Genomic DNA, 21351 nt, shown 5'->3' on the forward strand with positions numbered 1-21351 from the left:
AAGGACCGAGGTCAGAAATCTTGTGACGCTTCACGGGTCTGCTCGCATGACGGCGGCGCGGCGCTCGGTCTCGGGCGTCGCTTGCGGCAGAAGGCCGGTCGCGTCGGTGAAGCTACGGCCGACGAAGCGGTCGGCGCCGGGCGACAGGTCAAGGTAGATGCGGCGGAAGATGTCGCGCGCGCGGTCGCCCGGCCAGTCGGGGCCGAGCGCGTCGCGCGGCAGGCGCGGATCGGCCAGCGCGGCGTGGCGGTATTCGTCGATCAGCCGCAGCCGCAGCGCCAGCGCGTCCTCGTCTGCCAGCACCTCGGCCAGCCCCCGCGCCGCGTGGCGGGCGAAGCGGTCGGCGAAGGCGCGGTAGCTGCGGGCGACCTCGGCCAGCGGCCAGTGCTGCGCGGCGACGCCCGGCAGCGCGTCCAGCCCGGCGATCCCGTGCGCGGCCATCACCGCGCCCGCAGGCAGCGCCGCGCCGTCGCCCTGCGGCGCGATCATCACGTTCGGCCCCAGCGTCACCCACCCCGGCGGCGCGACCGCGCCCGCCTGCACCAGCGCGACGAGCCAGCCCTGCGACGGGGGCGGCGGCGCGAAGATGATCCGCGACGCCTGCCGGAACTCCGCCCGAGCGGGGTCCGACAGGCGGTAAAAGCTGCGCCGCCCGATCCGCTCGCCCACCAGCCGCCCCGCGCCCACGAGGCGCGAGACGGCGGTGCGGACCAGGCTTTCGCTGATCCCGTGCCGGGCGCAGGTGTCGATAAGCGTCGCCATCGCCAGCGTCCCGCCGCGCGGCTCGACCACGTCGCCATAAATAGTGACGATGAACGACGCCGCGCGCGGCGCGGTCCCGGCGAGAAGCGCGCGGACCGCGCCCTGCGTCGGCGGCTGGACCTGAGAGGTGACGGTCATCTGCTGTGCGGCCAGGTGGTTGCGGCGTGGGTTCGCGCCGACTGTGACCTATGCGGACACGGGACGCCACCGGGGCGGGGTTCGACGGGGCGGGGCATCGGCCCTGACAACGGTGAACCGGGGCGCCGAGCCGGGTCGCCGAACCGGGGCGCTGCCCCGGACCCCGGGATATTTCGGCAAAGAAGAAGCGGCGTCAGAGGTCGTTGTGGCTGTTGATGAGGTCGGCGGTCGTGACCGTCCGGCCGTCGGGCAGCCGGCACAGATCGGCGCGGCGCCCGCCCGACACGCGCTGGATGACCGACCCGCCCATGCCGCTGCAATAAAGCGCCGCCGGATCGACCAGCGCGCCGCTGGCGCCCCCCGACCGCGCCGCCGGCTGGGACGACCCGCCGCAGGCCGCAAGGGACAGGACGATCACGGGCAACAGGACGCGGCAGGCGAGAGGCAGGCAGTCGAGGCAGGCGGGGGCGCGGTTCATCGGCATGCTCCGTCGGGAAGGGCGCGGTGGCGGCCACAGTGCCAAGCGCAACCGCAACGGGCAACGGATTTCGCAAGGGCGGCCCGTTCGGCGGGCGGCCCGCGCTATTCCTCGGTCACGTCGATCACCCCTTCGACCGCGCGCAGCGCCTGCCGCATCTTCGGGGTGACGGGGACGTTCTGGCCCACCTCGATGTCGTAGACCGCCGTCCCCTCGCGCACCCGCATCAGCAAGGGCCCGCGCCCGCGCGACGAGGCGCTGATTTCCGTGCTGACCACGCGCAGCCGGTCCAGCACCGCGACCGCCGTGCCCGCATCCGCGATCTCGACCGCCAGCTTGCCGGAGCCCGCGTCGGCCACCGCCTCTTCCAGCGGCTGGGCCATGCGGGCAAGCATCTTCACCTGCTCGCCCGACGGCTCGACGTTGACGGTCAGCAGCACGTTCTCGCCGGGTTCCAGATGCTGGCGCGCGGCGTCCAGCAGGTCGGAAAACACCGTCACCTCGTAAAGCCCGGTCGGGTCCGACAGCGTGACAAAGGCGTAGCGCGTGCCCTTGGCGGATTTCTTTTCCGCCCGCGCCGCCACCGTGCCCGCGATCTGCGCGACCAAGGGTCCGCCAAGCGAGGCCGCCTGCACCTCGGCCAGCGTCATCGCGCCCTTGCGCCGCAGCGCGGGAAGGTAATCGTCGAGCGGGTGCCCCGACAGATAAAAGCCGATCGCGGCACGTTCCTCGGCCAGCTTCTCGGCCGGCATCCAGACGCTGGCGAGCGCCGGGCGCGGCGGCGGCAGATCCTCGCCGCCGCCAAAGAGCGAGGACTGGCTGGACCGCGCCGCGTCCTGCACCGCAGCCGACCACGCGACCAGCGTGTCGAGCGATTTCAGCACCCGCGCCCGGTTCGCGTCCAGCTCGTCAAAGGCGCCCGCGCGGGCCAGCATCTCAAGCGCACGCTTGCCGACCTGGCGCAGCGGCACCCGGCGGGCGAAGTCGGTGAGGTCGCAGAACGGACGGTCCCCCCGGGCCGCGACCAGCGTCTTCATCGCCTCGACGCCCACGTTCTTGAGCGCGCCGAGCGCATAGACGATCCGCCCCTGATCCACGCTGAACATCGGCTGCGAGCGGTTGACCGATGGCGCGATCACCTCTATCCCCATCTTGTCCACCTCGCGGCGATAGACGGCGAGCTTTTCGGTCAGGTGGATGTCGCAGTTCATGACGGCGGCCATGAATTCGACCGGGTGGTTCGCCTTGAGCCAGGCGGTCTGATAGCTGACCACCGCATAGGCCGCCGCGTGCGACTTGTTGAAGCCATAGTTGGCGAATTTTTCCAGCAGGTCGAAGACCTCGCCGGCCTTCTTCGCGTCCACGCCCTGCGCGACGCAGCCGTCCACGAACTTGGGCCGCTCCTTGGCCATTTCTTCGGCGATCTTCTTGCCCATGGCGCGGCGCAGCAGGTCCGCGCCGCCCAACGAATAGCCCGCCATGACCTGCGCGATCTGCATCACCTGTTCCTGATAGACGATGATGCCCTGGGTTTCGGCCAGGATGTGGTCGATGGTCGGGTGGATGGATTCCAGAGGGCGCAGGCCGTTCTTGACCTCGCAATAGGTCGGGATGTTCTCCATCGGGCCGGGGCGATACAGGGCCACCAGCGCGACGATATCCTCGATGCAGGTCGGGCGCATCCGGCGCAGCGCGTCCATCATCCCCGAGGATTCCACCTGGAACACCGCTACCGTGCGGGCCGAGGCGAACAGGTCGTAGGTCCGCTTGTCGTCCAGCGGAATCAGGTTGATCTCGTCCACCGCACCGGCGGGCGGATCGTACAGCTGCCGCCCGTCGGCGGCGATGTGAAGGTGCCGCCCGCCGGCGCGGATCAGGTCCACCGCATTCTGGATGACAGTCAGGGTCTTGAGGCCCAGGAAGTCGAACTTGACCAGCCCGGCCTGTTCCACCCATTTCATGTTGAATTGCGTGGCCGGCATGTCGGACCCGGGGTCGCGATACAGCGGCACCAGCTGGTCCAGCGGCCTGTCCCCGATCACCACCCCGGCGGCGTGGGTCGAGGCGTTGCGCAGCAGCCCTTCGACCTTTTCCGCGAATTCCAGCATCCGTCGGGTGTTCTCGTCGGCGTCGCGCGCCTCGCGCAGGCGCGGCTCGTCGGCCAGCGCCTTGGCGATGCTGACGGGCTTGACCCCTTCCAGCGGGATCATCTTCGACAGCTTGTCGCGCTGGCTGAAGCCCATGCCCAGCACGCGCCCCACGTCGTGAACCGCCGCCTTGGACAGAAGCGCGCCGAAGGTGATGATCTGCCCCACCTTCTCGCGCCCGTATTTCTGGCAGACGTAGTCGATGACCTCTTCCCGCCGGTCCATGCAGAAGTCGATGTCGAAGTCGGGCATCGACACCCGCTCGGGGTTCAGGAACCGCTCGAACAGAAGGGAATAGCGCAGGGGATCGAGGTCGGTGATCGTCAGCGCATAGGCCACCAGCGACCCCGCGCCCGACCCCCGGCCCGGACCGACAGGGATCCCGTTCGTCTTGGCCCACTTGATGAAGTCGGCGACGATCAGGAAATAGCCGGGGAACCCCATCTGCTCGATGATCCCCAGCTCGAAGTCGAGCCTTGCGCCGTATTCCTCGACGCTGACGGCGTGCGGGATGACGGCAAGCCGCGCGTCAAGGCCCGCGCGCGCCTGCCGGCGCAGCTCGTCCACCTCGTCATCGGCAAAGCGGGGCAGGATCGGCTTGTGCTTGGCCACGGCAAAGGCGCAGCGGCGGGCGATCTCGACGGTGTTTTCCACCGCCTCGGGCAGGTCCGCGAACAGCATGGCCATGTCGCGGGCGGACTTGAAGTGGTGCTGCGCGGTCAGGCGGCGGCGCGGCCCCGGCTGGTCCACCATCGCCCGTTCGCGGATGCAGATGAGCGCGTCGTGGGCGCCGAACATCTCGGGCTTGGGAAAATACACGTCGTTGGTGGCGACCAGCGGCAGGCCCAGGTCATAGGCGATGTCGATCATCGGCCCTTCGGACGCGGCCTCGGCCGGGACCGGCTGGCCGTTGTCCTGCATGTGGCGCTGCAACTCCACATACACCCGGTCGCCGAAGATCGCGTGCAGCGCGGCCGCATGGGCGCGGGCGTCATCCAGCTTGCCCGCGGCCGCCAGCTGGCCCAAGGGGCCGGTCGCCCCGCCGGTCAGGCAGATCAGCCCGGCGGCATGGCGGGCAAGTTCGTCCATCGTGACATGCGGCGCGTCCTTGACCGGGGTGACATATAGGCACGTGGAAAGCGCCATCAGGTTCATCCAGCCGCCCTGGTCCTGCGCCAGCAGCACCACCGGCCCGCAGGCCGGACCCGCGTCCAGCGTGACCTGGCACCCGACGATGGGCTGCACTCCCTCGTCCATCGCCTTGACCGAAAACTCCAGCGCCGCGAACAGGGCGTTGGTGTCGGTCAGCGCGACAGCGGGCATCCCTTCGGCGGCGGCGAGGGACGCGAGCTTCTTGACCGGGATCGCGCCTTCCAGCAGCGAGTGCTCGGAATGGCAGCGAAGATGGATGAACTGGGGGGAGGTGTCGGGCATGGACCGGAACATAGTCGCGCCGCGCGTGGGCGCAATCGCCAGTTCGGACGGCTTGGCGGGAACGGCGGCATGACTGGCGGCCCGACCGGCTTTGCGGCCGCGCTGCTCGCGGCGGCGTTCCTGCTGCAGAACGCGGCCGAGGTCAGGGGCGGCGGACCGGACCTGCCCGCCCCGGTCGCCGCGCGCCTGCCCGGACTGACGGCCCGGACGAAGGTCGTGGCAGTCGCCCTCGCCTCGGTCGTGGTGTGCGCCGCGCTGGCTGTGGCCTGGCCCGCTGACACCCGGTGGCGGCAGGCGCTGCTGGCGATGATCGCGGGCGCGCTGGCCGCCAACGCGGTCGTGCAGGCGGTCGCGTCGGCCGTGCAGCGGCGGGTGCTGCCGGGCACCCTGACCGGGGTGGTCCTGATGCTGCCGGCGGCGCTGTGGCTGCTGGCGCTGCTGCCCGGCGCGCGGCTGTGGGCCATGGCCGGGATCGTCCTGACCGCGCCACTGCTGGCGGTTGTCTGGGCGATGGCTTGGGGCCTGACGCGCAGGCGGCGGCCGCGACGAGACGGCCACCGCTGAGCGTTCAGTTCGTCAGTCCAGGTGGCTCAATGCAGGCGGCTCAATCCAGGTGACTCTGCACGAACCACAGGTCCTTGTCGGCCTGGCGCGACGCTTCGGTCAGCACGTCGGCGGTGGACGTGTCGCCCGCCCCGTCGGTCGCGTCGATCGCGTGGCGGACCCGCACGCCGTAGCTGCGAAGGCGGTCCGCGATCTCGCGCACGTGGTCCGAGACCTTGGTCAGGTCCGTCGGATAGGGCTTCAGCTGCGTCGTGCGCGCGACCTCCTCGACCGTGCCGACCGCCACGCCGTCCAGCTGCTGGATCCGTTCGGCCATGTTGTCGAGCTGTTCGTCCAGCCGGTCCTTCACCTCGTCCATCAGTTCGTGGACGGCGATGAAGGTCGCGCCCTTCATGTTCCAGTGCGCCTGCTTCAGCGCCATCGACAGCGACGTGCCGTCCGCCATCGCGGCCTGAAGCTCGGTGATCGAGGTCTTGCGGGCGTTGTCTTCCAGCCCCTGCAGATTGACGGACATGCGTCTTCTCCTGTCTGAAATCATTGTCGGAACAACGGGCGGGGACGGTCGGGGTTCCGCCGCGCAACGCGACCCTGCACGGGGCGCAAGTCGGCGGCCGGTGGCCGCGCAAACGCGAACGGCGCCCGCTTGGGGCGCCGTTCCGACGCGATCCGGGGACCGCGCGAAGTCAGGTTCGTCCGATCAGGCGGTCGCGCCCGAGATGAACTTCACCGCGTCGCCGAAGGTCTGGATCGTCTCGGCGGCGTCGTCCGGGATCTCGATCCCGAATTCTTCCTCGAACGCCATGACCAGCTCGACCGTGTCCAGCGAGTCCGCGCCCAGGTCGTCGATGAACGACGCGGATTCGGTCACCTTTTCCTCGTCGACGCCCAGGTGCTCGACAACGATCTTCTTCACGCGATCAGAGATGTCGCTCATGTTCCATCCTCAGTTGCGGGCATCCGCCCAGTGTTGCCGGCTGTCGCCGACGACAGCCGCGGGCGGTTCCCCTGCGGCCTTGGTCCGGGGATATAGCAACGGCCGCGCGTTCTGCAACTGCTTTCCCGTGCGCTCCGCGCCGTGCCGTCACGGCGCTCGGGGCGAGGGCGCAGGCGTGCGGGAAGCCGCGTCAGATCATCGCCATGCCGCCGTTGACGTGCAGCGTGGCACCGGTGACGTAGCCCGCCTGCGGGCTTGCCAGATACAGGACGGCGGCCGCGATATCGTCGGGCCCGCCCATCCGCCCGGCGGGAATCTGGGTCAGGATCCGGCCCTTCTGATCGTCGTTCAGCTTGTCGGTCATCGCCGTCTCGATGAAGCCGGGGGCCACGCAGTTGACGGTGATCCCGCGCGACGCGACCTCGTAGGCGAGGCTCTTCGACATTCCGACCAGACCCGCCTTGGCGGCGGCATAGTTCGCCTGCCCCGGGTTGCCGGTGGTGCCGACGACGCTGGTGATCGTCACGATCCGGCCCCAGCGCGCCTTCATCATCCCGCGCAGCACGCCCCTTGCCAGCCGAAAAGACGAGGTCAGGTTCACGTCGATGACCTGCGCCCATTCCTCGTCCGACATCCGCATGAACAGGTTGTCGCGGGTGATGCCCGCGTTGTTGACGAGGATGTCCACGGACCCCATCGCCTCGGCCGCCTGCTTCGGCAGCGCCTCGACGGCCGCCGCGTCGCCCAGGTTCGCGGTCACGACATGCGCGCGCTCGCCCAGGCTCTCGGCCAGTTCGCGCAGCGGCGCCTCGCGCGTGCCCGACAGGGCGACGCTCGCCCCCGCCGCATGCAGCGCCGCAGCCACGGCGCCCCCGATCCCGCCCGAGGCGCCGGTGATCAGCGCGGTCTTTCCCGTAAGGTCGAACATCAGTGCCTCATCTTCTGTCTGGAAATATCCCGGGGGTCAGGGGCCGCGCCCCTGCCTGTCCTCAGCCCTTCAGCGCCGCAATGTCCGCGGGCGCGCCGACGTTGCGGGTGGCCGCGTCCGGCGCGATGCGCCGGATCATGCCCGACAGGGCCTTGCCCGCGCCGATCTCCCAGAACTCGGTCACGCCCTGCGCGGCCATGAAGCCCACCGATTCGCGCCAGCGCACGGCGCCGGTCACCTGCTCGACCAGGAACTGCCGGATCGCGCCGGGCATCGTCACCGGCTCGGCCCGGACGTTGGCGACCAGCGGCACGGCGGGCTCGGCGATCTCGACCCCCGCCAGCGCGTCGGCCATCATGGTCGCGGCGGGCTGCATCAGCGCGCAGTGGAACGGCGCCGACACCGGCAGCATGAGCGCGCGCTTGGCGCCGCGTTCCTTCGCCAGCGCCGCCGCGCGCTCGACCGCCGCCTTGTGCCCGGAGATCACGACCTGCGCCGGATCGTTGTCGTTGGCGGCCTCGCAGACCTCGTCAGCGGCCGCCTCGCGGGCGATCTCGTCCACGGCGGCGAAGTCCAGTCCCAGCACCGCGGCCATCGCGCCCACGCCGACCGGCACAGCCTCCTGCATCGCGGTCCCGCGGATCTGCAACAGCCGCGCGGTGTCGGGCAGGCTGATCGCGCCGGCCGCGCACAAGGCCGAATATTCGCCAAGGCTGTGGCCCGCCACGAAGTCCGCGTCGGCGATGGAAAACCCCTCGGCCTCAAGCGCGCGCAGCGCGGCGATCGAGGTCGCCATCAGCGCCGGCTGGGCGTTGCGGGTCAGCGTCAGCGTCTCGATGTCGCCTGACCAGATCAGCGCCGACAGCTTTTCGCCCAGCGCCTCGTCCACCTCGTCGAAGACAGCCTTGGCGGCCGGATAGGCCTCGGCCAGTTCGCGGCCCATGCCGATGGTCTGGGCGCCCTGCCCCGGAAAGACGAATGCGCGCATGATGCTGTTCCCCCTTGGTCCGTTCATCCGATACCGCCTGACGTGACGGCAGGCAACCGACGCGGGGCCGCCCTTGAACCGGCGCCGCCGCGCCGCCATATACCCCCCGTAGGTATTGGCATGAACCACGACCATTCCCCGGAACGCCGCGAGGCCAAGGTGAAGCGCCTGAACCGGATCGCGGGGCAGGTGCAGGGCATCTCGCGCATGGTGGCCGAGGATCGCTACTGCATCGACATCCTGACGCAGATGCAGGCGGTCAAGTCCGCCCTGGCGCGGGCCGAGGCCGAGATCCTGCGCGACCACGCCGCCCATTGCGTCCGCGACGCGATCACGGGCGGCGACGCGACCGAGACGCAGGCCAAGGTGGACGAGCTGGTCGCGCTGTTCGACCGCGCCCGCCGCTGAAGAAGAGGAATCTTGAAATGACCACCCTTGCCGACCCGAGCGCCGCGACGACCGGGGACCGCCGCGCCGTGATCTACCGCATGGTCACGCCCCAGCACATCTGCCCGTCCGGGCTGAAGGCCTTGGACCTGCTGCGCCGGAACGGGTTTCAGGTCGAGGACCGGCCCCTTCGCACCCGCGAGGAAACCGACGCCTTCAAGGCCCGCCACGGCGTGCCCACCACCCCGCAGGTGTGGATCGGCGGCGAGCGCATCGGCGGCCACGACGACCTGCGCCGCCATCTCGGCCTCAGGGTCCACGACCCCAGGGCGCTGACCTACGCCCCGGTGATCGCGATCTTCGGCATGGCGGCGGCGCTGGCCGTGGCCGTCGCCTGGGGGACGGGCGGGGCGGCCGCGCTGGCCACCGCCCACGCGGTCCAGCTGTTCCTGGGCTTTGCGACGGCGCTGCTCGCGCTGCAGAAACTGCGCGACATCGAAGGCTTCGTGAACGGCTTTCTGGGCTACGACATGCTCGCGCAGCGCGTCCCCCGCTACGCCCGCGTCTATCCGTGGGCCGAGGCGCTGGTCGGCCTGCTGATGATCTCGGGCGCGGCGGTCTGGCTGATGGCGCCGCTGGCGCTGGTGATCGGCGGGATCGGCGCGGTGTCGGTGTTCAAGGCGGTCTATCTGGACAGGCGCGAACTGAAATGCGCCTGCGTCGGCGGGCAGTCGAACGTGCCGCTGGGGTTCGTGTCGCTGACGGAAAACCTCGTCATGATCGGGATGGCGGTGTGGATGGTCGCGCGGATGATGTGACGCGACCCCTTCCGCAAACGAAAAGGCGCACCGCCCGTCGGCGGTGCGCCTTTGTTCATTCCAGCGGGCGAACCCGGTCAGCCGACCAGTTCGAGCCCCGAGAAGAAGAACGCGATCTCTTCCTTGGCCGTCTCGGCGGCGTCCGAGCCGTGGACCGAGTTCTCGCCCACGGACACCGCGAACTCCTTGCGGATGGTGCCCTCGTCGGCGTTGGCCGGGTTGGTCGCGCCCATCACTTCGCGGTTCTTGGCGATCGCGCCTTCGCCTTCCAGCACCTGCACGACGACCGGGGCCGACACCATCGACTCGACCAGTTCGCCATAGAACGGACGGTCCTTGTGGACCTCGTAGAACTTGCCGGCCTGCGCGGGCGACAGCTGGATGCGCTTTTGCGCGACGATGCGCAGGCCCGCATCCTCGAACTTCTGGTTGATCTTGCCGGTCAGGTTGCGGCGGGTCGCGTCGGGCTTGATGATCGACAGCGTGCGTTCGACGGCCATGATGATGTCCTTGGTGTTGTCAGGTGCGGATTGCGATTGGCCGGGCCGGTATCACGCGACCGGGGCGATGGAAACCCCGGCCCGACCGGGGACGCGGCCCGCAAACCGGTCGTCGCCCGTCTGTCGCCCGTCTGTCACGGGACCGTGATCGCGCCGTTGCACGACCGCCATACCCTGCGCGCGTCCCTGCAACCTGTCACCGGAGCTTCCATGTCCCTCGCCCTTCTGCGCGGTGCCGCGCTGATCGCCCTGCTGCCCGGCCTCGCCGCCGCGCAGGCGACCGCCCCGGCCGCCGATACCGCCGCCGCCGCCGGCACCGCCGAGAATACCGCCGCCTACGACTTCGCCGGCGCGACCCGGCCCGCGCCGACCTACGGTCCGCGCCCGTTCTACCTGATCGACCAGCTGCCCGCCGGCGCGCTCAAGGACAAGCTGATGTCCTGCAAGGACCAGACCCCCAAGGTCACCGCGTTCTCGATCGGCCACCGCGGCGCGCCCCTGATGTTCCCCGAACACACGGTCGAATCGAACCTCGCCGCCGCCGCGATGGGTGCGGGCGTGCTGGAATGCGACGTCAGCTTCACCGCCGACAAGCAGCTCGTCTGCCGCCACGCGCAGAACGACCTGCACACCACCACCAACATCCTGTCCACGCCGCTGGCCGCGAAATGCACCACCCCCTTCGCGCCCGCCGCGAGCGGCGAAAAGGCGGCGGCCGAGTGCCGCACCTCGGACCTGACGCTGGCCGAGTTCCGCACGCTCAAGCCCAAGATGGACAGCTCTGACCCGACCGCGACCACGGTCGAGGACTACATGAAGGGCAATGCCGCCTTCCGCACCGATCTTTACACCAACGGCGCGCATCTGATGACGCACGCCGAATCGATCCAACTGTTCAAGGCGCTGGACGCGAAGTTCACGCCCGAGCTGAAGGAAGCGATCGTGGACATGCCGTTCGACGGCTACACGACCGAAATGTACGCTCAGGCGATCGTGGACGAATACAAGGCTGCGGGCATCCCCGCCTCTGACGTGCATCTGCAGACGTTCGAGATCGAGCACATGGACCACTGGCTCAAGGCCGAGCCCGAGTTTGCCGCGACCGCCGTCTACCTGATCGACACCGACCGCGTCGAAGGCTTCGACGTGCAGAAGCCGGAAACCTGGGGCGAATACGCGCCGCAGCCGCTGGCCGACAAGGGCATCAAGACCGTCGCCCCGCCGCTGTTCGCGCTGGTGACGCCGGGCACCGGCCGCGACATGGTTCCGTCGGCCTTTGCCGACGCGATCAAGGCCGCGGGCATGGACACGATCACCTGGTCGCTTGAACGTTCGGGCCCGATCACGGCCGAGAACAAGGGCGGCTGGTACTACGGCTCGGTCGGCGACGTCGCCACCGACGACGGCGCGGTCTACGAGATCGTGGACACGCTGGCGCAGGAAGTGGGCGTGAAGGGCATCTTCTCGGACTGGCCCGCGACCGTCACCTACTATGCCAACTGCATGAACATGTGACCCCGGCCCGGGCGGCAGCGCCCGCCGGCGGAACGACGTGGGGCGGCCCGTGCGGCCGCCCCTTCTTCGCCCGGGCGCCTGCCGGCCGACGCTCCGAAACGCAAAAGGGCGGCCGCTTGGGCCGCCCTTCGTCATCGGATCGACTGAAGGCTCAGACGAACTTGATGTTCGACGCCGATTCGCGGCCGTCGCGGCCGGTTTCCAGGTCGAAGCTGACTTTCTGACCGTCAGCCGGGGCCTGCAGGCCGGCGCGTTCCAGCGCCGAGATGTGCAGGAACACGTCGCGGTTGCCGTTTTCCGGCTGGATGAAGCCGAAGCCTTTGGTCGAGTTGAACCATTTCACGGTGCCGTTGGCCATCGTGATTTCTCCTTCAAACGTCATCCGCGGAAGTGCGATGACCCGGCGCAGTCAGTCATAGCAGCATACTGAAGCCGATGACGGAGACAGAGCAGATAGAAAAACGTTGCCGACGCAATGTAGTGCGCCCGACCTTTCCGATCAAGTCTTTTGTCGGACACCGTTTCCGCGCGGCGCGCGATCTTTCCACGCGGCCCGCGATTGACCCGCCAGCCCGGTTGAGGCAAGCCCCCCGCCATGCTGCGCATCGACGTCCTTTCATATTCCATCGCCGGACGGCCCCTGTTCGAACACGCCTCGGCGGCGATCCCGGGCGGCCACAAGGTCGGCCTCGTCGGTCCCAACGGGGCCGGCAAGACGACGCTGTTCAAGCTGATCCGGGGCGAACTGGCGCTGGACGGCGGGTCGATCACCCTGCCCTCGCGCGCCCGCATCGGCGGCGTCGCGCAGGAATCGGCCGCGACCGACCGCAGCGTGCTGGACACGGTGCTGGCCGCCGACACCGAACGCCACGCACTGCTGTCGGAATCCGAGACCGCGACCGACCCGCATCGGATCGCCGAAATCCAGACCCGGCTCGCCGACATCGACGCCTGGTCGGCCGAAGGCCGCGCCTCGGCGATCCTTCAGGGCCTTGGCTTCCCGCCCGAGGATCAGGCCCGCCCCACCGGCGACTTTTCGGGCGGCTGGCGGATGCGGATGGCGCTCGCGGGCGTCCTGTTCGCGCAGCCCGACCTGCTGCTGCTGGACGAACCGACCAACTACCTGGATCTCGAAGGGGCGCTGTGGCTGGAAGGCTATCTTGCCCGGTATCCCCACACCGTCATCATCATCAGCCACGATCGCGGCCTGCTGAACCGCGCCGTCGGCGCGATCATGCATCTCGATGACCGCAAGCTGACGCTGTATTCGGGCGGCTACGACGCCTTTGCCCGCGCCCGGGCCGAGCGTCGCGCGCTGCAGGCGGCCGAGGCGAAAAAGCAGGAAGCGCGGCGCGCCCACCTGCAAAGCTTCGTGGACCGCTTTCGCGCCAAGGCCAGCAAGGCCGTGCAGGCGCAGTCGCGGATCAAGGCCCTGGCCAAGATGGAGCCGATCACCGCCCCGGAAGAGGCGAAGTTCCACCGCTTCACCTTTCCCCAGCCCGACCAGCTGTCGCCGCCGATCCTGTCGCTCGACAACGTCGCGGTGGGGTACGGCGACCGCGCCGTGCTGCGGCGGCTGGAACTGCGGATCGACCAGGACGACCGGATCGCCCTTCTGGGCCGCAACGGGCAGGGCAAGTCCACGCTGTCCAAGCTGCTGGCCGACCGCCTGCCGGTGATGGAGGGGCGGGTGACGCGATCCTCCAAGCTGCGCGTGGGCTATTTCGCCCAGCACCAGGTGGACGAGCTGCATCTGGACGAAACACCGCTGGCCCATGTCCGCCGTCTCAGGCCCGACGAGAACCCGGCGCGGCTGCGCGCGCGGCTGGCGGGCTTCGGCCTGATGGAGGCGCAGGCCGAAACCAGGGTCGGCGCGCTCTCGGGCGGGCAGAAGGCGCGGCTGTCGCTGCTGCTCGCCACCATCGACGCGCCGCACTTGCTGATCCTCGACGAGCCGACCAACCACCTGGACATCGAAAGCCGCGAGGCGCTGACCGAGGCGCTGAACGACTATACCGGCGCGGTGGTGCTGGTCAGCCACGACATGCACCTGCTGGAACTGGTGGCGGACCGGCTTTGGCTGGTCGCTGACGGGGCGGTGAGGCCCTATGCCGAGGACCTGGAAACCTATCGCCGCTCGCTGTTGGCGGGGGACACGGCGGCCGCGCCGGCCGAGCCCGCGCCGGCGGCGAAGCCCGCGCCCAAGCGCCTCAGCCGTGACGCCATCCTGGACCTGCGGGCCGAGGTGCGCCGCAGCGAGGAGCGGGTCGAAAAGATCTCGGACATGCTGGACCGGATCGCCAGAAAGATGGCCGATCCCGCGCTATACAACGACCCGCACGAGGCCAAGCTTCTGGGCCGCAAGCACGCCGAGGCAACCGCCGCCCTGCCCCGCGCCGAGGCGCTGTGGATGGAGGCGCTTGAGCGGCTGGAAGCGGCCGAAAAAGCCTGATCGTTCCGCTTTCGCCACAGGCGGCGAAAATCGTGGAACTCGGTGCAACATTGGCGCGGTCCGCGGGTTGTCATGCGGGCCCGCCGGGTCCATGTGTCTCGGGAATCGCCGGAAAGGTCGCGCGCCCATGAAATCGCTTGTCCTCGCAACTGTCGCGGCCGCCGCCGCTTTCGCAGCGCTCCCCGCCGCCGCGCAGGACGGCTGGGGCGTCGGCGCCGATGTGGGCCTGGGCGCCAGCCACGCGCCCGACTACCTCGGCTCGGAAGACATGGACACCTCGCCGTGGGTCATCTTCCGCAACATCGACGTCGTTCGCCCGGGCCAGTCGCTGACCACGGACGGGTCGGCGGACGGGCTGGCGATCCTGCCGTCGCTGAACTATCGCGGCGACCGCGAGGCGGATGACAGCGACAGCCTTGCGGGCCTCGACGACATCGATGCCTCGGGCGAGGTCGGGCTGCGGCTGAAATATTCGATGGGCGACGCCGTGGGCTACGTCGCGGCGCGCCGGGGCTTTGGCGGCCACGAGGGCGTCGTGGGCGAGTTCGGGGCGAAGTACCGCTTCAAGCCGTCCGAACGCCTGACCATGTGGGCGGGGGCCGAGGCCGATTTCGCGAACGAGGAGTTCGTGGACACCTATTTCGGCATTTCGCCCGCGGAATCGATCACCAGCGGCTATGTCCCCTATTCGCCTGACGGCGGCATCTACGCCCAGTCGCTGTCGCTGGAAGGGCGCTACGCCCTGACCGACAGCCTCGCGCTGCTGGGCGAGGCGCGCTACACCAAGCTGACCGGCGATGCGGCGGACTCGCCCATCGTCGAGGATGAGACCCAGCCCTCGGTCCGGCTGGGCATCGTCCACCGCTTCAACTTCCGCTTCTGATCCGCTCAGGGCCGCCCGGCGGGAACGGCGACGTTTCCCGGCGGCGCGGGCAGAACCGCCGGCTTGACGTGCGGTGATCGGCCGCACCCCGGGTCGGCCACTTCCCTGCAATGATCGCCGCAGCCTGCCCGACCTGTCGCGTTGGTGACACGGCCCCGTGCCAGACACCCCGGCGCGAGAAACTGCCCGGGCAGACGCCCCCCCCCCGCCCGACGAAAACCCATCGCCAGACGACGCCCCGCAACCGCCACCAACGGAAAAAACCGCGATGACATTCCGCCTTGGCTGGGAAGAATGGGTATCCCTGCCCGACCTCGGCCTGCCCGCGCTCAAGGCCAAGGTGGACACCGGCGCGCGCACCTCGGCGCTGCACGCCTTTGACATCGAGCCGTTCGGCCCAGCCAACGCCCCCCGCGTCCGCTTCGCGATCCACCCGATCCCGGGGCGCGAGGACCTCGTGATCCCCTGCTCGGCCAAGATCGTGGACCGGCGCGAGGTGATCTCGTCCAACGGCGACATGGAATACCGCTTCGTCATCCGCTCGGACATCGCGATCGGCGACCGCCGCTGGCCGGTCGAGATGACGTTGACCGATCGCGGCCAGATGGCTTACCGGATGCTCATCGGCCGGCAGGCGCTGACGCCCGACATGATCGTGTCGCCGCTCGACAGCTTCCTGCAACCGACGCTCGGCTACGAGATCTATTCCAGCGCCGCCGTCCGCACCGACGCCCCCCGCCGCAGCCTGCGGATCGCGGTCCTGTCGCGGGAGGAAAGCGCCTATTCGACCCTTCGCATCGTCGAAGAAGGCGAGGCGCGCGGCCACGTGGTCGAGGTGCTGGACACGACCCGGCTGTACATGGCGATCACCACGGCGGAACCGGCGGTGTTCTATGACGGCAAGCGGCTGGCGCGCTACGACGCCGTGATCCCCCGCATCGGCGTCAGCGTCACCAGCTACGGCACCGCGATCCTGCGCCAGTTCGAGGCGATGGGCACATTTGTCCTGAACCCCGCCGACGGGATCATGGCCAGCCGCGACAAGCTGCACGCCCACCAGCTGCTCGCCCGCCACCGCCTGCCGATGCCGACGACCGCCGTCGCCTCGTCCCCCCGCGACACCGAGGACCTGATCGAGCTTGGCGGCGGCGCGCCGCTGGTCCTCAAGCTGCTGGAATCGACGCAAGGCAAGGGCGTGGTGCTGGCGGAAACCAGCAAGGCGGCCGCGTCGGTCATCACCGCGTTCCGCGGCCTCAAGGCCGAGTTTCTTGTGCAGGAGTTCGTGAAGGAAGCCGCGGGCGAGGACGTGCGCGCGCTGGTCATCGGCGGCAAGGTGGTGGCCGCCATGCGCCGCACCGCGCGGGCGGGCGAGTTCCGGTCGAACCTGCATCTGGGCGGCACGGCCGAGGCGGTGAAGCTGAAACCGGCCGAACGCGACATCGCCACCCGCGCCGCCCGCGCCTTCCGGCTAGGGCTGGCGGGCGTGGACATGCTGCGCTCGGCCCACGGGCCGAAGATCCTGGAAGTGAACTCCTCGCCCGGGTTCGAGGGGATCGAGGCCGCGACGGACCGCAACATCGCCGAACTGGTGTATCTGGAAATCGAACGCCGCGTTCGCCCCGCGCCCGCACGCCGCAAGAAGAGCTGAGCGGCCCGCCCGGCGCCACCTCGCCCAGTACCCGGCGCGGTCAGGCTTTTCCTGACGGGTTCGACACCCTATATCCTTGGTCGAGTTCGACGGGATCAAGGCCACCATGGACGACGCGACCAACACCCCGCAGACGGCCCCGACCGCCCTGCCCGAAGGCGCGCCGCTGATCGCGCCCTCGACGACCGACCATCCGCTGTACGACAGCGTGGTCGAGGCGTGCCGGACCGTCTATGACCCGGAAATCCCGGTCAACATCTACGACCTTGGGTTGATCTACACGATCCAGATCGACGCCGGGAACGCCGTCCGCATCGTGATGACCCTGACCGCCCCCGGCTGCCCCGTCGCGGGCGAGATGCCGGGCTGGGTCGCCGACGCGGTCGAGCCGCTGCCGGGCGTCCGGCAGGTGGACGTCGAAATGACGTTCCAGCCGCAATGGGGCATGGACATGATGTCAGACGAGGCCCGGCTGGAACTGGGGTTCATGTAACGCTCAGGCGGTTTCGTCCCCGGCCTGCGCTTCCAGCGTCAGCGGCGCCGCATCGACCGTCAGGTCCTCGGTCCCAAGCCCCGCCTGCGGCCGCGCCAGCCGCGCCTTCGTCACCCACAGAAGTCGGTCCTGCGCCCGCGTGATCGCGACATAAGCAAGGCGCTTCCACAGCGGCAGCCCGGCTTCGGTCCGGTTGGCCCAGGCGGCGGCGCTGATGTCGGGGGCGAACACCTGCACGTCGGGCCACTGCGACCCCTGCGCCTTGTGGATGGTGACCGCCGCCCCGTGCAGGAACGTGGCCCCCATATGCGCGGCCGACGGGATGAACGGCTCGTCCACGTCCGGCGTCTCGATCTTGATGATCGACGCGGCCGAGATGCGCGGCTCGGGCGCGCCGATCACGTGCAGCCGCGCGAAGCCCGGCTTCTTGCCCGCCCCCAGATAGACCACCTGCGCCCCCTTGATGAGGCCTCGCGCCTCAAGGTCGATGCGCTTCTTGCGGTGCTTCAGCGGCAGTTCGATCCCGTCGCAGATCAGCGGCTCGCCCGGCAGCAGCGCGTCGCCCGGCGCGCCGTGGGCCGCGCGGAACGCCGAGATCAGCCGCACCCGGGTCGCGTTGCGCCAGACCAGCACCGGGCTGCGCGCCATCAGGTCGCTTTCGACGCGTTCCGCCCAGACCACGCGCGGATCGCGGGTCGAGGCATCGCGGACCAGCCGCTCGAACGCCGCAAAATCCACCGCCGGATCGGACAGCGCGTGGGCGAGGTCGAGGATCGGGTTCCCCTCGGCCTGCCGATGGATGCGGCTCAGCATCCGCTTTTGCGGCGCGGCCAAGGTGTCGAACACCATGTCGCCCGACTGCCCCACGGGGGCCAGCTGCGCGGGGTCGCCGAACAGGACGAGCAGCGGGAATATCTCGCGCAGGTCGTCGAACTGGCGCTGGTCCAGCATCGACGCCTCGTCGATCAGGCCGATGTCCAGCGCATCCTCGCGCCGCTTCCAGCCCTGGATGAAGTCCGACCCGCGCAACCCCGCCGCCGCCAGCGCGCCGGGGATCGAGCCGTGGCTTTGGTAAAAGGCGAGCGCGCGGTCCAGCGCCGCGTCGCTCAACCCCTCGATCACGGGGCGCTCGCCGTTGCCGGCCAGCCATTCCGCTAGCCGCTCGTATTCCGGGTCATAGACGGGCGTGTAGAGGATGCGGTGGATCGTGGTCGCGGGCACGCCGCGCGTCCGCAGCACGAACGCCGCCTTGTTGGTGGGGGCGAGGATCGCCACCGTGCGCGCATCCTTGCGGCGCTTGGATTCGTAGTCGCCGCTGACGACATGGACGCCCGCCGCGACCAGCGCGCGGGTCAGTTCCGCCAGCAGCAGCGTCTTGCCCGATCCGGCCTTGCCCAGAACCGCCATGACCCGCGCGCGGCCCGGCTGCGGCGGCGCGAGTTCCTGGGATACAAGGTCCACGCCCGCCTGCGCCAGCGCCTCGGCCAAGGCATCCCACGCATCCGCCTGGTCGGCGGACAGCTCGGGGCCGGCGGGTGGGGCCGGGGTCGTCATGGAAAGGGATTGCTGCATCGACGCATCCTATCCTGCATGGCGGCACGGGCAACCCGGGGCGCGGCGCGGGCGTTGCGAAAGCGATCAACGCCCGCCGGGCCCATGCAAGGACGCACCCTAGATGCAATCTCACCGCCATCGCAGATACCGCCGCAGCCCATCCGTTCTGCCCCTGATCGTCGTCGCGGGGGCCGCATGGCTGGTCTGGTCCGCGGTCTGCGCCAGCGGCGCCGCCAGCCGGGCCGAGGCGGCGGACCCGGATGTCCCCGACCGCAACCCTGCAACTACGCCCGCCCCGCGCCCCAGCGACTACGTCCGCGCCGCCGGACCTGAGGAAATGCGCGACCGGCCGCGCCGCTGGACCAGGCTTGACGAGGAACTGGACGAATCCTTCCCCGCCAGCGACCCGCCCGGGAACTACTGACCCTGCAGCCGCGCCGCCGTCCTAGTGCCGGATGCGGCGCAGCTTGCGGGCGCGCGCCTCGCCCTCGCGGGCGGCGCGCGCGGGCTTGCGGCGCGGACCCTTGCCGCGCTTGCCCTTCGCGCCCGCTACGATCCCCTTGCCGTCAAGCTCGACCAGCTCCAGCGTCAGGCCGCCGGTCAGCGGGATCGCCTCGGCCAGCCGCACCTTGACGCGCTGGCCCACGCCCAGCCGGGTGCCGGTTTCGGACCCCACCAACGTCTGCGCGTCGCGGTCATAGTGGAAATATTCGTTCCCGATCTCGCGGATCGGCAGCAGCCCGTCGGCCCCTGTCTCGTCCAGCTTCACGAAGGCGCCGAAGCGCTGGATGCCGCTGATCCGGCCCGTGAACTCGGCCCCGATCCGTTCCGACAGAAAGGCGGCGAGGTAGCGGTCGGTCGTGTCGCGTTCGGCCGCCATGCTGCGCCGTTCGGTGTTGCTGATCTGCTCGGCCGTCTGTTCCAGCATCTCGATGTCGGCCGCGGACAGCCCGTCCGATTTCGCCCAGTCATGCCCCGAGATCAGCGCCCGGTGGACGATCAGGTCCGAATAGCGGCGGATGGGCGAGGTGAAATGCGCGTAGCTTTTCAGCGCCAGCCCGAAATGCCCGAAGTTCGCCGGGTGGTAGTAGGCCTGCGTCATCGACCGCAGGGTCGAGATGTTGATGAGCTCGTCGAAATCCGTCCCCTCGGCCTGTCCCAGCAGCCGGTTCAACTGGCTTGTCTGCAGGACCTGCCCCCGCGCGAGCGAGAACCCCGACGCCTCCGCCACCTCGCGCAGCGCGTCCAGCTTTTCGGGGCTGGGCTCCTCATGAATGCGGAACAGCAGCGGGCGGCGCAGGCGCGTCAGCTCCTCGGCGGCGGCGACGTTGGCGAGGATCATGAACTCCTCGATCAGCCGGTGCGCGTCGAAGCGGTCGCGGAAGTTCACTGACTGCACCCGCCCGTCCTCGGTCAGGACGATCTTGCGTTCCGGCAGGTCGAGGTCCAGCGGCTGGCGGCGGGCGCGTGCCTTTTTCAGCAGCTCGTAGGCGGCGAAAAGCGGGCGGATCACGTCGTCCATCAGGGGCGCCGCCTGCGCGTCCGGGCTGCCGTCCGCCGCCGCCTGCGCCTGTTCGTAGGACAGCGAGGCCGCGCTTCGCATCATGCCGCGATGAAAGTCGTGGGCGATCTTTTCGCCGCTCGCGTCCAGCCGCATCCGCACCGCGATGACGGGCCGGTCCACGCCCTCGTGCAGTGAACACAGATCGCCCGACAGCACGTCCGGCAGCATCGGCACCACGCGGTCGGGAAAATAGCTGGAGTTCCCGCGATGCCGCGCCTCGCGGTCAAGCGGGGTGCCGGGCCGGACGTAATGCGCGACGTCGGCGATGGCGACCCAGATCACCATCCCGCCTTCGTTGCGCGGATCGTCGTCGGGCATCGCCGCGACCGCGTCGTCATGGTCGCGCGCATCGGCCGGGTCGATCGTGACCAGGGGCAGCGGGCGCAGGTCCTCGCGCCCCGTCATGGTCGCGGGCTTGGCGGCGTCGGCTTCGGCGATCACCTCGTCGGGGAAATCGTCGGGGATGCCGTGCTGGTGGATCGCGATCAGGCTGACCGCGCGCGGCGCCGACGGATCGCCCAGCCGGTCGGTGACGCGCGCCCAAGGCGCGGACCCCATGCGGTCGCGGGGGCCGGCCTGTTCCGCCTCGACCAGCTCGCCGTCCTGCGCGCCCTGCGTCGCGTCCCCGCGCACGCGCCAGGTCCGGTCCTGCCCCTTGTCGATGGGCAGGATGCGCCCGCCCTCGGCTTCCTTGCGGAAGATGCCGACGATCTTGTGGGCCACGGTCCCGATCCGGCGGATCAGCCGCGCCTGATACTGATGATCCTCTCCCCCGGTCTCGACCAGCCGGGCCAGGATGCGCTCGCCCGCACCCACGGCCGGGTCGCCGTCGCGGGGCGCGAACAGGATGCGCGGCGCAGCGCCCTCGCCCTGCCATTCCACCGGCTTTGCGAAGATGTCGCCGTCGGCGTCGGGCGGCAGGATCTGGACCGCCGTGACCGGCGGCAGCTTGCCCGCGTCGCGATAGGCCCCGCGGCGGCGGCCAAGCAGCCCCTCGCCCTCAAGGTCCTTCAGCATGCGCTTCAGCTCGATCCGCGCGGCGCCCTTGATGTCAAAGGCCTTGGCGATGTCGCGCTTGGCGGTGGCGTCGGGATTGTCGGCGATCCAGTCAAGGATCTGCTGGCGGGTGGGCAACTGGTTCATGGCGCGGTCCTATCATGCCCG

At 69.8% G+C, this 21351-nt stretch carries 20 protein-coding genes; 9 read left to right on the forward strand and 11 right to left on the reverse strand.

Annotation, left to right across the window (positions count from 1 at the left end; translation table 11 throughout):
* Positions 1 to 30: 30 nt before the first annotated feature.
* The 3 genes from FNF32_RS01260 to dnaE form a co-directional block, all read right to left on the reverse strand.
* On the reverse strand, positions 31 to 900 hold the full coding sequence (locus FNF32_RS01260) for a PaaX family transcriptional regulator (RefSeq protein WP_131672761.1): 870 nt from the start codon (positions 898 to 900) through the stop codon (positions 31 to 33).
* A gap of 193 nt (positions 901 to 1093) precedes the next feature.
* A complete protein-coding gene (locus FNF32_RS01265; protein ID WP_131672760.1) occupies positions 1094 to 1378 on the reverse strand; it encodes a DUF333 domain-containing protein in 285 nt (94 codons plus the stop codon).
* 104 nt (positions 1379 to 1482) lie between these two features.
* Positions 1483 to 4959 (reverse strand): DNA polymerase III subunit alpha, encoded by a 3477-nt coding sequence (gene dnaE / locus FNF32_RS01270; RefSeq protein WP_131672759.1) that lies wholly within the window; start codon positions 4957 to 4959, stop codon positions 1483 to 1485.
* Between the two features lie 69 nt (positions 4960 to 5028).
* Between dnaE and FNF32_RS01275 the strand changes: the two genes are divergently transcribed.
* A complete protein-coding gene (locus FNF32_RS01275) occupies positions 5029 to 5523 on the forward strand; it encodes an HXXEE domain-containing protein (RefSeq protein WP_185961814.1) in 495 nt (164 codons plus the stop codon).
* A 40-nt stretch (positions 5524 to 5563) separates the two neighbouring features.
* On the opposite strand, the gene dps is transcribed toward FNF32_RS01275, so the two are convergent.
* From dps to fabD, 4 genes are all read right to left on the reverse strand, one after another.
* A complete protein-coding gene (dps, locus tag FNF32_RS01280; RefSeq protein WP_131672757.1) occupies positions 5564 to 6037 on the reverse strand; it encodes a DNA starvation/stationary phase protection protein Dps in 474 nt (157 codons plus the stop codon).
* Positions 6038 to 6220: 183 nt separating this feature from the next.
* On the reverse strand, positions 6221 to 6457 hold the full coding sequence (locus tag FNF32_RS01285) for an acyl carrier protein (protein WP_131672756.1): 237 nt from the start codon (positions 6455 to 6457) through the stop codon (positions 6221 to 6223).
* Positions 6458 to 6647: 190 nt separating this feature from the next.
* Complete coding sequence (gene fabG / locus FNF32_RS01290; protein WP_131672755.1) at positions 6648 to 7385, reverse strand: 3-oxoacyl-ACP reductase FabG; 738 nt, start codon at positions 7383 to 7385, stop codon at positions 6648 to 6650.
* Positions 7386 to 7446: 61 nt separating this feature from the next.
* Entirely contained in the window at positions 7447 to 8373 is a 927-nt protein-coding gene (fabD, locus tag FNF32_RS01295; protein ID WP_131672754.1) for an ACP S-malonyltransferase, read from the reverse strand.
* A gap of 120 nt (positions 8374 to 8493) precedes the next feature.
* Here fabD and FNF32_RS01300 point away from each other — a divergent pair, with 120 nt between their 5' ends.
* On the forward strand, positions 8494 to 8781 hold the full coding sequence (locus FNF32_RS01300; RefSeq protein WP_131672753.1) for a metal-sensitive transcriptional regulator: 288 nt from the start codon (positions 8494 to 8496) through the stop codon (positions 8779 to 8781).
* Between the two features lie 17 nt (positions 8782 to 8798).
* Complete coding sequence (locus tag FNF32_RS01305; protein WP_221930633.1) at positions 8799 to 9578, forward strand: MauE/DoxX family redox-associated membrane protein; 780 nt, start codon at positions 8799 to 8801, stop codon at positions 9576 to 9578.
* Positions 9579 to 9655: 77 nt separating this feature from the next.
* On the opposite strand, the gene ndk is transcribed toward FNF32_RS01305, so the two are convergent.
* Positions 9656 to 10078, reverse strand: coding sequence for a nucleoside-diphosphate kinase (gene ndk / locus FNF32_RS01310; RefSeq protein WP_131672752.1), 423 nt, complete (start codon positions 10076 to 10078; stop codon positions 9656 to 9658).
* A gap of 210 nt (positions 10079 to 10288) precedes the next feature.
* Between ndk and FNF32_RS01315 the strand changes: the two genes are divergently transcribed.
* Positions 10289 to 11593, forward strand: coding sequence for a glycerophosphodiester phosphodiesterase family protein (locus FNF32_RS01315; RefSeq protein ID WP_131672843.1), 1305 nt, complete (start codon positions 10289 to 10291; stop codon positions 11591 to 11593).
* Positions 11594 to 11744: 151 nt separating this feature from the next.
* Here the strand turns inward: FNF32_RS01315 and FNF32_RS01320 are convergent, their stop codons facing one another.
* Positions 11745 to 11951, reverse strand: a complete 207-nt coding sequence (locus tag FNF32_RS01320) for a cold-shock protein (protein WP_131672751.1) — start codon at positions 11949 to 11951, stop codon at positions 11745 to 11747.
* Between the two features lie 237 nt (positions 11952 to 12188).
* Between FNF32_RS01320 and FNF32_RS01325 the strand changes: the two genes are divergently transcribed.
* The 4 genes from FNF32_RS01325 to FNF32_RS01340 all read left to right on the forward strand — a co-directional run bounded on the left by FNF32_RS01325 (position 12189) and on the right by FNF32_RS01340 (position 17069).
* Complete coding sequence (locus tag FNF32_RS01325; RefSeq protein WP_143796442.1) at positions 12189 to 14045, forward strand: ABC-F family ATP-binding cassette domain-containing protein; 1857 nt, start codon at positions 12189 to 12191, stop codon at positions 14043 to 14045.
* 127 nt (positions 14046 to 14172) lie between these two features.
* Entirely contained in the window at positions 14173 to 14928 is a 756-nt protein-coding gene (locus FNF32_RS01330) for a MipA/OmpV family protein (RefSeq protein ID WP_131672749.1), read from the forward strand.
* Positions 14929 to 15196: 268 nt separating this feature from the next.
* Positions 15197 to 16576, forward strand: coding sequence for a 30S ribosomal protein S6--L-glutamate ligase (gene rimK, locus FNF32_RS01335; protein WP_131672748.1), 1380 nt, complete (start codon positions 15197 to 15199; stop codon positions 16574 to 16576).
* A gap of 106 nt (positions 16577 to 16682) precedes the next feature.
* Positions 16683 to 17069, forward strand: a complete 387-nt coding sequence (locus FNF32_RS01340; RefSeq protein ID WP_131672842.1) for an SUF system Fe-S cluster assembly protein — start codon at positions 16683 to 16685, stop codon at positions 17067 to 17069.
* Between the two features lie 3 nt (positions 17070 to 17072).
* On the opposite strand, the gene FNF32_RS01345 is transcribed toward FNF32_RS01340, so the two are convergent.
* A complete protein-coding gene (locus tag FNF32_RS01345; RefSeq protein ID WP_246087626.1) occupies positions 17073 to 18641 on the reverse strand; it encodes an ATP-dependent DNA helicase in 1569 nt (522 codons plus the stop codon).
* A 103-nt stretch (positions 18642 to 18744) separates the two neighbouring features.
* Here FNF32_RS01345 and FNF32_RS01350 point away from each other — a divergent pair, with 103 nt between their 5' ends.
* Positions 18745 to 19047, forward strand: a complete 303-nt coding sequence (locus tag FNF32_RS01350; protein WP_131672747.1) for a hypothetical protein — start codon at positions 18745 to 18747, stop codon at positions 19045 to 19047.
* A gap of 21 nt (positions 19048 to 19068) precedes the next feature.
* Here the strand turns inward: FNF32_RS01350 and rnr are convergent, their stop codons facing one another.
* Complete coding sequence (rnr, locus tag FNF32_RS01355; protein WP_131672746.1) at positions 19069 to 21330, reverse strand: ribonuclease R; 2262 nt, start codon at positions 21328 to 21330, stop codon at positions 19069 to 19071.
* Between the last annotated feature and the right edge of the window lie 21 nt (positions 21331 to 21351).

The organism is Paracoccus marinus (assembly GCF_007018965.1).
Lineage (GTDB): Bacteria > Pseudomonadota > Alphaproteobacteria > Rhodobacterales > Rhodobacteraceae > Paracoccus > Paracoccus marinus.